This is a genomic window from Facklamia sp. P13069 (assembly GCF_050409405.1).
GTDB lineage: Bacteria > Bacillota > Bacilli > Lactobacillales > Aerococcaceae > Facklamia.
In genome coordinates this window covers 31,328-44,310 of record NZ_JBNUPN010000016.1, presented here as the reverse complement: position 1 = coordinate 44,310, position 12,983 = coordinate 31,328, and the positions used below count along the sequence as shown (strand labels likewise).

Annotated in this window: 11 protein-coding genes; 9 read left to right on the top strand and 2 right to left on the bottom strand. The window is 37.9% G+C overall.

Annotated elements, in window-relative coordinates; all coding sequences use genetic code 11:
- Window positions 1–157: 157 nt before the first annotated feature.
- Entirely contained in the window at window positions 158–1,429 is a 1,272-nt protein-coding gene (locus ACQV2T_RS06095; RefSeq protein ID WP_428875425.1) for a replication-associated recombination protein A, read from the bottom strand.
- A gap of 142 nt (window positions 1,430–1,571) precedes the next feature.
- On the opposite strand from ACQV2T_RS06095, the gene ACQV2T_RS06090 reads away from it, so the two are divergent.
- The 4 genes from ACQV2T_RS06090 (at window position 1,572) to recD2 (ending at window position 6,851) form a co-directional block, all read left to right on the top strand.
- On the top strand, window positions 1,572–2,714 hold the full coding sequence (locus tag ACQV2T_RS06090; RefSeq protein WP_428875424.1) for a cysteine desulfurase family protein: 1,143 nt from the start codon (window positions 1,572–1,574) through the stop codon (window positions 2,712–2,714).
- Between the two features lie 14 nt (window positions 2,715–2,728).
- Entirely contained in the window at window positions 2,729–3,067 is a 339-nt protein-coding gene (locus ACQV2T_RS06085; protein ID WP_428874259.1) for a cysteine desulfurase, read from the top strand.
- Window positions 3,068–3,158: 91 nt separating this feature from the next.
- On the top strand, window positions 3,159–4,301 hold the full coding sequence (gene mnmA / locus ACQV2T_RS06080) for a tRNA 2-thiouridine(34) synthase MnmA (RefSeq protein ID WP_428875423.1): 1,143 nt from the start codon (window positions 3,159–3,161) through the stop codon (window positions 4,299–4,301).
- Between the two features lie 135 nt (window positions 4,302–4,436).
- Window positions 4,437–6,851 (top strand): SF1B family DNA helicase RecD2, encoded by a 2,415-nt coding sequence (gene recD2 / locus ACQV2T_RS06075; RefSeq protein ID WP_428874257.1) that lies wholly within the window; start codon window positions 4,437–4,439, stop codon window positions 6,849–6,851.
- Between the two features lie 96 nt (window positions 6,852–6,947).
- Here recD2 and ACQV2T_RS06070 read toward each other — a convergent pair whose 3' ends face one another.
- The gene (locus ACQV2T_RS06070; protein WP_428874256.1) at window positions 6,948–7,256 is read right to left on the bottom strand and encodes a hypothetical protein; all 309 of its coding nucleotides are present in this window, start codon (window positions 7,254–7,256) and stop codon (window positions 6,948–6,950) included.
- 487 nt (window positions 7,257–7,743) lie between these two features.
- Here ACQV2T_RS06070 and alaS point away from each other — a divergent pair, with 487 nt between their 5' ends.
- From alaS to mltG, 5 genes are all read left to right on the top strand, one after another.
- On the top strand, window positions 7,744–10,392 hold the full coding sequence (gene alaS / locus ACQV2T_RS06065; RefSeq protein WP_428893362.1) for an alanine--tRNA ligase: 2,649 nt from the start codon (window positions 7,744–7,746) through the stop codon (window positions 10,390–10,392).
- Window positions 10,393–10,545: 153 nt separating this feature from the next.
- Window positions 10,546–10,806, top strand: a complete 261-nt coding sequence (locus tag ACQV2T_RS06060) for an IreB family regulatory phosphoprotein (protein ID WP_428874262.1) — start codon at window positions 10,546–10,548, stop codon at window positions 10,804–10,806.
- A 3-nt stretch (window positions 10,807–10,809) separates the two neighbouring features.
- Window positions 10,810–11,244, top strand: a complete 435-nt coding sequence (gene ruvX, locus ACQV2T_RS06055; RefSeq protein ID WP_428874254.1) for a Holliday junction resolvase RuvX — start codon at window positions 10,810–10,812, stop codon at window positions 11,242–11,244.
- Window positions 11,245–11,254: 10 nt separating this feature from the next.
- On the top strand, window positions 11,255–11,560 hold the full coding sequence (locus ACQV2T_RS06050) for a DUF1292 domain-containing protein (protein WP_428874253.1): 306 nt from the start codon (window positions 11,255–11,257) through the stop codon (window positions 11,558–11,560).
- A 167-nt stretch (window positions 11,561–11,727) separates the two neighbouring features.
- A complete protein-coding gene (gene mltG, locus ACQV2T_RS06045; protein WP_428874252.1) occupies window positions 11,728–12,918 on the top strand; it encodes an endolytic transglycosylase MltG in 1,191 nt (396 codons plus the stop codon).
- Window positions 12,919–12,983 lie beyond the last annotated feature (65 nt).

Genomic DNA, 12,983 nt, shown 5'->3' with positions numbered 1-12,983 from the left:
AGTTTTATCCCGCAAATTTTTAAAATTTCAGGACATTTTCATTTACGGTTGACATAGTTTTGTTTGAAAAAATGAAAGCATTTACAATATTGGTCGTTAGTAGCTTATTGTATTGAGAAAGAAAAATCGAAACTCATAACTAAACCTTCATGTAAAGCTAATTCTGCTGTTTTTTTATTTCTTGATAGTATTGGTTAATAGCAGCTTCGTATTTTCCTGTTGGTTCGGCTTTGAAGTATTGCTTATTTTTAAGGGGATCGGGAAGATATTGTTGACGGATAAAATGATTGGGATAATCGTGAGGGTTTTGATAGCCGATGGAGCGACCTAATTTTTTTGCTCCCGCATAATGTCCATCTTTTAAGCTGTCTGGTACTGGGCCTGTGTGTCCAGCTTCAATATCCGCCAGGGCCGCATTAATGGCACGGTAGGAGGTGTTGGATTTAGGACTTAAGGCTAAATCTGCCACAGCGAAAGCCAAAGGTATGCGTGCTTCTGGTAGGCCCAACTTTTCAGCAGCTTCAACAGCTGCTACTGTTCGTTGAGTAGCTTGCGGATTGCCAAAACCAATATCTTCATAGGCAATAACTAACAAACGTCGGCAAACGATGACTAATTCACCAGCTTCTAAAAGAATAGCTAAGTAATACATAGCCGCATCCACATCTGATCCTCTGATTGACTTTTGAAAAGCAGAGATGACATCATAGTGATTGTCACCATCTTTGTCATGGCTTAATCGTTTACGCTGTAAACATTCTTCAGCAATTTCTGGCGTGATTACAATCTTACCCTGATCGTTTTCAGCTGTAGAAAGAACGGCCAACTCTAATGCGTTGAGGGCTGAACGAATGTCGCCATTTGTTACAGATGAAAAATGTTCAAGGGTGTCTTTGGTAATTTCAACTGGATACTTGCCCAAGCCATGATCAACATCCTTAATCGCTCTTTGTAACCCCTCTTGAATCTCTTGACTGGATAGAGGTTTGACTTCAAAAATTTGAGTACGTGAGCGAATGGCAGGATTAATCGAAATGTAAGGATTCTCAGTAGTCGCACCTATTAAAATAATCCGTCCGTTTTCTAAATGAGGCAACAAGTAGTCTTGCTTAAGCTTGTTCAAACGGTGAATTTCATCTAATAGTAATATCAAGGTACCTGACATTTTGGCTTCAGTGACGACAACTTCTAAATCTTTTTTTGCATCAGTTGCTGCATTTAAATGACGAAAAGCATATTCCGTAGTACCAGCAATAGCAGCAGCAATCGAAGTTTTTCCGGTACCTGGTGGACCATATAGAATCATAGAAGAAAGACGTTTGGCCTCAACCATTCGACGGATAATTTTGCCAGATCCTACAAGGTGAGTTTGTCCCAAGATTTGATCAATGTGCTGCGGCCGCATGCGATAAGCTAAAGGTTGTTGCATTAGGAAACCTCCTTATAATGTGTATAGTTTACCACAAAAGGCTCTTTTTGATTAATATACGCCTTTTATTTCTATAAGTAAACACTTTCAAAATCATTAAAATACGTTATAATAGTTGTATTAGGAATGAAAAGGTGAGGCAATGATATATTTTGATTATGCAGCGACAACCCCAGTCGACCTCCGTGTTCAAGCACGAATTTCTCATGCTTTAGCAGAATCTTTTGGAAATCCTTCTGCTACATATAAGCTAGGAAAGGCAAGTAAAAATAAGTTGACCTTAGCGCGTCGACGCTTAAAAGAGTTGTTAAAATTAGATGAAAACGCTGATTTGTACTTCACTTCCGGTGCAACAGAGGCCATCAATTGGGCACTGCGATCACAAGCTGTTCGAGCACGTGATTTAGGTCTAGGTAATCATATTGTTACCACAACAATTGAACATTCAGCAGTGGATAAGGTTCTTCTTGATTTAGAAAACAGAGGGTTTGAAGTGAGCCGAATTCAGCCGGACTCTAACCAACAATTCACACTACAGCAATTTATTGAAGCCAGTAAAGAAACGACCATCGGTTGGACAGCTATGGCAGTAAATAATGAAGTGGGTTCTCAACTTCCTATCCAAGACCTAGGTCAATATGCTAAGCAAAAGGGCTATTGGTTCCATGTTGATGCCACTCAAGCTGTTGGTTATCAACCGATTAACCCACAAAATTTCCCTTGTAGCTCTTTCAACGGGTCAGGTCATAAATTTTATGCACCAAAAGGAATTGGTTTTCTGGTCTATCAGGCTTGGAACAAAGAAATGACCTTAGATCCTTTATTATTAGGTGGTGATCAAGAATATACTAAGCGTTCAGGAACTGAAAACCTTCCTTATATTTTAGGTATGGTGGAGGCCTTGGAGTTGATGTATCAGGGGTATGAAGAACTACAAGGAAATTTTAAAGAACTAACAGCATATTTTTTTCAACGATTAGATGAAGCGAGCATTAACTATCAAAGAAATGGTGATCTTAATCATCATAATAACCGCATACACAGTATTTGGTTTAAAGGAAAATTAGCTAGCCAGTTGATTATTCAAATGGACATGCAAGACATTTATCTTTCAGCAGGATCCGCTTGTTCAGCCGGTTCAGTAAAACCCAGTCGCATTCTAACTGCTTATTACCCAGATAACCCAGCGCGTTGGCAAGAGAGTGTTCGAATTTCATTTGGTCGTTATACGACTAAAAATGAGATTGATCAATTAATTGAAGCAATTATAAAAATAAATAAATAGTAAGGAGTAGAACAATGGCATTTACACCAGAAGCAAAATTATTAGGATTCAATCGAACTTTTGAAGTCAGTCCAGAATGTAGACCTTATACTTTAAGAGATAATGGCTTCAATGAAACACGTGGAGGTAACTACTTATACAAACGAGAATTAGATTCGACACATCGTACAGGTTTAGTTTTAAAGGTAACTGTTAATGCTGATTTAAATGGGTTAAAAATTTCAACCGTAAATTCTAACGGTTTGCAGGCGGTTAATGTGTTCAGCCTGGCCAACAACGAGATGGTAATTGAAAAAATAAATTTCATTTTCGACGGATTTGTTGACCGAAACGTTCTAGTTGAAGTAAAATAGAAAATAGTTTTGAATGTATCTAAACGGACTTTCCATTCAAGGTGAGTTCGTTTTTAATCTTTATATAAATATTAAAAGAAAGGAAGACCCAATGACTCCAACAAAAGATAAAGCACAAACGCGAGTAGTGATAGGTATGTCAGGAGGTGTCGATTCTTCGGTAGCCGCCTTATTACTAAAGGAAGAAGGCTATGACGTGGTCGGTCTGTTCATGAAGAACTGGGATGATACGGATGAAAATGGTGTTTGTACGGCTACCAAAGATTATGAAGATGTTGCCTTAGTCGCTGAACAAATTGGTATTCCCTATTATTCAGTTAATTTTGAAAAAGAATATTGGGATCGCGTTTTTGAATATTTTTTAAGTGAATATCGCAAGGGACGAACACCCAATCCGGATGTTATGTGTAATAAAGAAGTCAAATTCAAGGCCTTCTTAGATTATGCCACCGAATTAGGGGCGGATTATATTGCCATGGGTCATTATGCCCAAGCAGCAAGAGATGACAAAGGACAGGTTCATTTGTTGCGTGCATCGGATCAAAGGAAAGACCAGACTTATTTCCTTAATCAATTATCTCAACAGCAATTACAAAAAGCTTTATTCCCACTTGGACACTTGGAAAAAACACAAGTGCGTGAAATTGCTGCAGAAGCAGGCTTAGCAACCGCTAAGAAGAAAGATTCTACTGGGGTATGTTTTATTGGAGAGAGAGATTTTAACCAATTTCTATCTAATTATTTACCCAACCAACCGGGTAAAATGAAAACTTTAGATGGTGAAGTGAAAGGCGACCATATGGGATTGATGTACTATACAATTGGGCAAAGACATGGTTTAGGTATAGGCGGATCTACTGGATCGAATGGCTCCAATGAGCCTTGGTTTGTGATTGGCAAGGACATGGCTACTCAAACACTTTATGTAGGCCAAGGCTTCCACCATCCGCATTTATATGCTGATTACTTAGAAGCTTCGGATCTTTCTTTTACAGATGGTGATAAGAGTGATCGGACTTTTAGATGCACTATTAAATTTCGTTACCGTCAAGAAGATGTTCCAGCAGAAGTGACGATTTATGACCAAGGGAAAAAAGCACGAGTGGTTTTTGATGAACCAGCACGAGCCATTACGCCTGGACAAGCGGTAGTTTTCTACCAAGACCAAGAGTGTCTAGGAGGTGGCATTATTGATGCGGCCTATAAAGATAATCAAATGCGGCAATATATTTAAATGTAAGTCACCCTGAGCATTTAGGGTGATTTTTTTATGGACATATTAAGAGTCTTAGGCAAGCTTTGAATGGCAAGCTCTAGTTCTTAATAAAAAAGATTGATATAATAAGACATACAAGTGAGGTGAGAGTGGATGGAAGAATTAATAGTAGGTAGCGTGGAAAGTACCATCTTCGAAAATGACCAAAATTTTTATAAGGTCTTGCGCATTAGTGTAGATTTAGATCAAACGAGTCTCTTGGTAGACGAAGAATTGGTTATTACGGGTCAATTTACTACGATCCATTACGATACGCCCTATCAATTTTTTGGAAAATTAGTCCACCACCCACGTTTTGGACAGCAATTTTCAGTCACTCGCTACCAGCAATTGATGCCGACTTCACGCAGGGGCTTAATTGATTATTTGTCCAGCAATCGTTTCAAAGGAGTAGGTCCTAAAACAGCCACAAAAATCGTAGAGTCATTAGGGGAAACGGCAATTGATCAAATCCTTGATGATCCCAATGCTTTAGACAAAGTGAGTGGTTTAACAGCTAAAGTTGCCAATCAATTAAGGGCCAGTCTTTTAAAATTTCAAGGAACAGAACGTATTTTTATGCAGTTAAGTGAATGGGGCTTTGGTCCTAATTTAGCAGATAGAATCTATAAGAAATTCCAATCGAATACACTGGAACAAATAAAAGAAAATCCCTATCAATTAGTAATAGAGATTGAAGGAATCGGATTCACTAAGGCCGATAAGTTAGCAGAACAATTAGGCATTCAACCCGACGCCGCTGAACGAATTGCTTCAGCTATTACCATGGCGGTGGCACAAATTTCTACCGATCAAGGAGATACCTATGTACCGATACCGGATTCGTTGAGAACTGCACGCGACCTCCTAGAAAAAAGTCGCCCCTTTTTGATTGAGGATGATTTATTGACCAAGGGGTTGGATCTTGCAATTATTCAAGACCAGCTGTTAGTGCTAGGAGAAGATCTTGTCATTCCCTCAATTTTCTACGCAGAGTACGGAAGTAGTAAAAAGATTCACGACTATCTGATGGCTGAACAAGTTAAGCGATTTGAAGCAGAAGAGATTGATCAAGCCATTGAGGATGTTATGGCCTTAATTAAAATTGACTATGATCAAGAGCAACAGCAGGCATTAAAATTAGCCATTCAATCCCCTCTCTCTATTATTACAGGAGGTCCAGGAACCGGAAAAACAACCTTGGTACAAGGACTCATTTATTTACATGCTATCTTACATGGCTATGATCTGGCCGATCTAAATGAGGATAATTTTGATTCTCCAATCCGTTTGGCGGCTCCGACAGGCAGGGCGGCTAAACGGATGCAAGAAACTTCTCATTTGCCAGCTTCTACCATTCACCGCTTAATTGGTTATAATCGTGAGTCGACGCTAAGAGACTTTGAACCGATGATAATTGATGGCAGCCTTTTAATTATCGACGAAATGTCAATGGTTGATGTGTGGTTAATGAATTGGTTGCTACAAGCCATTCCCTATGAAATGCAAGTAGTCTTTGTCGGGGATAAGGACCAACTGCCCTCAGTAGGACCAGGTAAAGTTTTTTCAGATATGATTGATTCGGGTCTGATTCCAACTGTTTCGCTATCCAAAATTTATCGTCAGTCCGATGATTCATCCATCGTTCATTTAGCTCACCATATACGTCAAGGCTATCTGCCAGAGGATTTTTTAGCCAAGCATAATGACCGTTCATTTATCCCTTGCTCTGCTCAGCAAGTCAGTGATGTGGTTGGACAGATTGTAGCAGCAGCAATTAAAAAAGGCTTTAATAGCCAAACGCTACAAGTCCTAGCCCCTATGTATAAGGGACCAGGTGGCATCAATCAGATCAATGACTTGATGCAAGAAATGTTGAATCCTGCTAGTTCAAAAAAACGTGAGATAAAACATTTTGACCAAGTCTACCGTATAGGAGACAAGGTTCTTCAACTGGTAAATAATACAGAAGAGGGTGTTTACAATGGGGATATTGGCAAGATAACTGCTATCTTAACGGCAAAAGAAAGTTCAAATAATGTGGAAGAAGTGATTGTTGATTTTGATGACAATGAAATCCATTATCGAAAAAATGAACTGGATCAGCTGACTCTGGCTTATTGTTGTTCCATTCATAAGGCACAAGGATCAGAATATGACTTAGTCATCTTACCATTGGTTGATCGCTATTCACGCATGTTAAGAAGGGACATCATCTATACTGCTGTGACAAGGGCGGTCAAATCCTTAGTCATGGTAGGGAACCCTCAAAGTTTTAATAAGGCGGTTTCACAAGTTCAAATAGAACGCAAAACCAAATTAGCTGAATACTTACAATTAAACTTGACTGAGCAAGCAAAGAAGCGAGAGCTGACAAAAAGCAAAAAGCAAGAGGATGATACAGCAAGTGTTACTCAAGTAGCAGAAAGCAAAATGTCAAAAGCAAGCTTTGTCTTAAATGACCAAACCATCTGGCAAGTCGATCCCATGATTGGCATGGAAGGACTCAAGCCGGAAGATTTTGTATAGTAATAAAGCTTTCTTAGTGTGATTTTAATAGTAACTAGCAAAACCTCCTAAAGAATGTTTCTTTAGGGGGTTTTGATAATTAAAACTTCAATCGCATTATCTATTGATTATAATTTCAAATAAAACAGAAAGGATGCCGACGATTATCAAGATGGCCATCAGAGAATATTGTTTTCTACTATAAGCTAAATTTATTTCCATCAGCCATGTGGCAATATACACTACTGTTGAAATAAAAAGTAAAGCTAACCCTAAGGACAATCCAATCGAAAAAAGTGGATTAGACTTAGGCAAGCCTGATAGCAAGACGGATATAATTATGATTACGCCAATCATGCCTATAATTGGAAAGATTTTCAAAATGTTTTCAATTTTTAAATCTTTCTTGTGATTATCTTTATTCATAAGTTTCACCACCTTTTATAAATATTATTTAGCTAATTTTAATTTAATAACTGGTCCTCAAGATTAATTATATAACTTGTTACAACTTCTATCTTTCTTCAATTCCTTGATTTTCTAAAGGTGTTATGGATGCCTAGGCTTTTACTAAAGAATTTATCGTACGATCACCTACTTTTCAATGAAAAACTTTCTATTAATGATTATATACTAACTGGCAAGATTTTTTTATTCAGGATTGACCTTTTTTATAAAAATTGCTATATTACTAAAGGTAGAGGACATGTCAGGTCATTCTAGAGAGATTACATTTGGTGCAAGTAATCAAGACATTGATGCTCCCTCATACGGACCATTCGAAAGATTGGCGTTTTGCTGGCGTTAACAGTCACTTAAGAAGATAACCAAGAGTTATTATAAGCAAGGTGGTACCGTGGTTAAGCGCCCTTGCATATAATGACTCTTTATTTTTATTGAAGGAGAATGCGGCATGAAACCATTAAAGAGTAAAGAAATACGTCAGATGTTTTTAGATTTTTTTGCAGAGAAAAATCATCAAATCGTTCCCTCAGCTAACCTCATTCCAATTAACGATCCAACGCTGTTATGGATTAACTCAGGGGTTGCTGCTTTGAAGAAATACATGGATGGAACTGAAGTTCCTGACAATCCCAAGATTGCCAATGTTCAAAAGTGTATTCGTACCAACGATATTGAAAACGTTGGTGTGACTGCACGACACCATACTTTATTTGAAATGCTAGGTAACTGGTCCATAGGGGATTACTTTAAAGAAGAAGCCATTCAATGGGCGTGGGAATTTTTAACTTCAGAAAAATGGTTGAATTTTGATCCCAACCGCCTATATGTTACCTATTATCCCGAAGATGAAGAAACTAAGCAGATTTGGATAGAAAAATGTGGTTTAGATGAAGATCATATTGTGGCTGTGGCTGATAATTTCTGGGATATTGGTGCCGGACCATGTGGTCCCGATTCAGAGATCTTCTACGACCGAGGGGAAAATTATCAAAACCTTTCAGCTGATGACCCTGAAATGTACCCAGGAGGAGAAAATGAACGTTACTTAGAAATTTGGAATCTAGTATTCTCACAATACAATCATATGCCAGATGGAAGCTACCAACCCTTGCCTAACAAGAACGTTGATACAGGTATGGGCTTAGAACGGATGGCCTCGGTCATGCAAGATGTTCCGACAAATTTCGAAACAGATTTATTTATGCCGATCATTGAAGCAATTGGTAGATTGACAACTGTCAATTATGGTGATGATGTAAAAACAGATACCTCTTTTAAAGTTATTGCTGATCATATCCGTGCGGTATCCTTTGCTATTGCTGATGGAGCTTTACCTTCTAACGAAGGACGCGGCTATATCTTAAGACGCTTAATCCGTCGTGCAGTTATGCATGGTCGTAAATTAGGAATTAATCATCTGTTTATTTCAGATTTAGTGCCAATTATTGTGGCTATGATGGGTGATCCTTATAAAGAGCTCATCGAAAAAGAAAACTTTGTTAAAGAAGTACTTTTAAAAGAAGAACAACGTTTCCATGAAACAATTGAAGAAGGCGAAGTCCAACTTCATCAAGTGATCAATGCGGTTCGTCAAGCAGGCCAAACGGTTATTAATGGAGACAGGGCTTTTCATTTATATGACACCTTCGGTTTCCCACTTGAATTGACGCAAGAAATGGCTGATGAAGAAGGGCTAACAGTAGACATTGAAGGTTTTGAGACAGCCATGGAAGAACAAAGAGAAAGAGCCCGTGCCGCACGTACAGATGAAGGATCGATGGCGATCCAATCGACAACTCTACAAGCTATTGACTATGAGTTTGATTTTGTGGGTTATGAACAATTAAGTTCAGATGCGACATTGAAATATATTGTCGTCGATGACCAAGAAGTGGACCAATTACCAGCTAATAGTGAAGGGATTGTATTCTTTAACCGCTCACCTTTTTATGCCGAAATGGGGGGACAAGTAGCCGATTTAGGAGGGGTTTTTGATGGCGATCAAATGCTGGCAGAGGTCCTAGATGTTCAAAAGAGTCCTCATGGTCAATTTATGCATAAGGTGAAAACATTGGAAATGCCGTTAAATCGCGAACAGTCTTATACTTTGACAGTTGACCGTCAAGCCAGAATGAGGACCAATCAAAACCATACAGCTACTCACTTATTACATAAGGCCTTAAAAGAAGTTTTAGGGGACCACGCTAATCAAAAAGGATCGTATGTGGGGCCAGATCGCTTACGTTTTGACTTTTCACATTTTGGTAAAATGTCAGCCGAAGAACTTAAACAAGTGGAATCCTATGTAAACTTTATGGTTGAAAACGCTATTAATGTTGACATAAGTGAAATGCCAATTGATGAAGCAAAAGCAATGGGAGCCATGGCACTCTTTGGTGAAAAATATGGGTCAATTGTTCGCGTAGTTAATGTAGGCAATGAATCCATCGAATTGTGTGGAGGAACTCACGTTAACAATACTAATGAGATTGGAACCTTTAAATTAATGGCTGAAAGTGGTATAGGAGCAGGATTGCGCCGCATTGAAGCCTTAACAGGTCAAGCAGCTATCGCCAACTATCAAAAGAACGAATCGCTACTAAAAGAAGTTCAAAATCAATTGAAAGTTAGCCAAAGTGATCAACTGTTAAGCAAGATTGAACAGTTACAACAGGATCTTAAAGTACAGCAATCTGAAATCGACTCCTTGACTGCACGCTTAATGCAGGAAGCTTCAGATGAAATCTTTGATGATGTTCAAACAGTTAAAGACATTAGCTTTATTGCAGCCAGCGTAGACAATCAAAATATGGATTCTTTAAGATCTTTAGGCGATACATGGCGAGAAAAAGCTGCTTCTAATATCCTTGTTTTAGCCACTTCTCATGAGGGAAAAGCTAATCTGTTAGTTTTAGTCGATCAAGAAACAGTGGCTAAGGGCATTAATGCGGGAGATTTAATAAAACCATTAGCAAAACATATTAAAGGTGGTGGAGGAGGTCGTTTGACTATGGCGCAAGCAGGGGGTAAAAATCCAGCGGCTATTCCTCAGTTATTAGAAGCAGTGCCGCAAGAGATTGAGAATAGACTGATCTAGCCTGAAACACAATTTTAATAGTGAAAAAGCTATAAATAAAGCACAATAAGAGCCTTTTTATAGGGGTTTATGGTAAACTGGAGATAATAGCTAACAAATCAACTAGGGATGTATTAAGTTGATGAGATTAAGAAAGGTTCGGTGAATACATCTATGCAATCATTAGATGAAACAATACTCTTTAAGTTAGATGATTTAAACCAACATACAGTTCGCGAGAGCTTAGAGATTGTCTATCGCGCATTGGAGGAGAAGGGGTATGATCCAGTCAATCAAATTGTGGGCTATCTCTTATCAGGTGACCCGGCTTATATTCCACGTCACAATGATGCGCGTAACCTCATTCGTCGTCATGAACGCGATGAAATTGTCGAAAAATTAGTCAAGTATTATCTAACTAAGAAGGAGTCTTAGTTCATGCCAATTGGAAATCGCAGCATGGGCTTAGATGTGGGTTCTAAAACGGTAGGGGTTGCTATTAGTGACTTAATGGGTTGGACAGCCCAAGGAATCGAAACTATACCGATTGATGAAGAATCGGATAACTTTGGTTATCAACGTCTTCAAGAACTCATCGAAGAGTATAAAGTAGATAAAGTCATTATTGGCTTGCCAAAAAATATGAACAATACATTAGGACCAAGAGCAGAGGCTTCCCAAAAATTTGGTGAAAAACTGCATAAAATTGTCCCAGACTGTCAAATTATTTATCAAGATGAGCGATTGACTACTTCTCAAGCAGAACGGATGCTGATTGAAGAAGGGAATGTCTCACGTAAAAAACGCAAAAAAGTAATTGATAAATTAGCGGCAGTGATGATTTTACAAAATTACTTAGATTATAAGAAATAGGGGTGTTAAGATGGTAGAAGAACATAATCATGAACACGCAGAAAAAGAAATTGACTACATTACTGTTGTCGATGAAGAAGGCAACGAATCGTTATATGAAATTCTATTCACCTTTGATTCACAAGACTATAATAAATCCTATGTCCTTATTTATCCAGCTGGAGCAAATGAAGAAGAAGAAGTAGAAATTCAAGCTTACTCCTATAAAGAAAATCCAGATGGGACTTCTGGTGATTTACAAGCGATCGAAACTGAAGAAGAATGGAACATGATTGACGAAGTATTAAATACATTTTTGGCAGATGAAGAAGAATAGTTAAGAAAGCTAAGCTCTTTCCGATTGATGAAATCGGCAAGAGCTTTTTCTCTTATAAAATCATGAAGCTTGAAACATTAATTTAATCATTCATTAATTAGGTCAGGATAGTTATTTACTGTGTTATTTGCTATAATGCTTACAACATTAGGCTATTAGGAGGAAGTATGAAGATAGATTGGAATAGAATACAAGAAGATGCAAAAGTAAATGAAACCATGCATGTTAAAGAATTACTTTGGACCAATCGAGTAATTAAAATCATTCTTTGGATATTTTTGATTATTATCGTAGTAGGCACCTTATTCATTTATTGGAAACTGGATAAAGATTTAGGGCCGGTGGATGCCAATAGTTCTGAGGCAATCGAAGTGACGATTCCCATCGGGTCGACTTCTAGTGATATTGCACAAATTTTAGAAGATGAAAAACTGGTTAACAATAGTCAAATTTTTAATTTGTTTATGAAATTTAAAGGAGCTAGTGACTTTCAAGCAGGCTATTATCAATTAAAGCCTAATATGAATGCAGAAGAGTTGATTGCAACTTTAAAGGAAGGTGGCGAACCAATCCAAGAAGATATTGATACCACACTGACTGTTGTGGAAGGCATGCAAATAACTGATATTGCACAAGTAGTGGCTGAACAAACACCAATTGAAGCTGATACTTTTATTGATCGTGTTCAAAGTGAAGAGCTGTTTGAAGACTTGTTAAGGCGTTTTCCAAGCTTGATTCAACCACTATCTGAGATTGAAGGCTTAAAATATCGTTTAGAAGGTTATCTTTTCCCAGCTACTTATGATTATATTGCTGGCATGACGGCTGATGATTTAATCATTAATATGGTTGGAAAAGCTAATATTGAATTTCAGAAATTGCAAGAAGACCTTAGCAATACTTGGTTAAACTATCACCAGTTGTTGAGTCTGGCTTCGGTTGTTGAACGAGAAGCATCGACTGATGAAGATCGCGCCTTAGTTGCAGGAGTTTTCTTCAACCGTCTAAACATTGAAATGGCTCTACAAAGTGATATTACGGTTATTTATGCACTTGGCAAGCATAAAGAGCTGGTTACTTATGAAGATTTAGAAGTAGATTCGCCTTATAATACGTATCAACATAGCGGGTTGCCAGTAGGACCGATTAATAGTCCTTCTCTATCATCGATTATGGCGACTATATATCCAACTTATTCAGATAACTATTACTTTGTCGCAGATATGAATACAGGCAAAATCTATTATTCTGCAACAGAAGCTGAGCATAGTGCCTTAGTAGAACAATACGTTCAACCATTCTTTGATGAAGCAAAAAAAGAAGCGAGTCAAGAAAATGCAGAATTAGAAGAAGAATAGCAAGAACAACAAATGAAACTTTTAACAAGCATTTGAATACTAAAAAAGAAATAATATGAAATGGC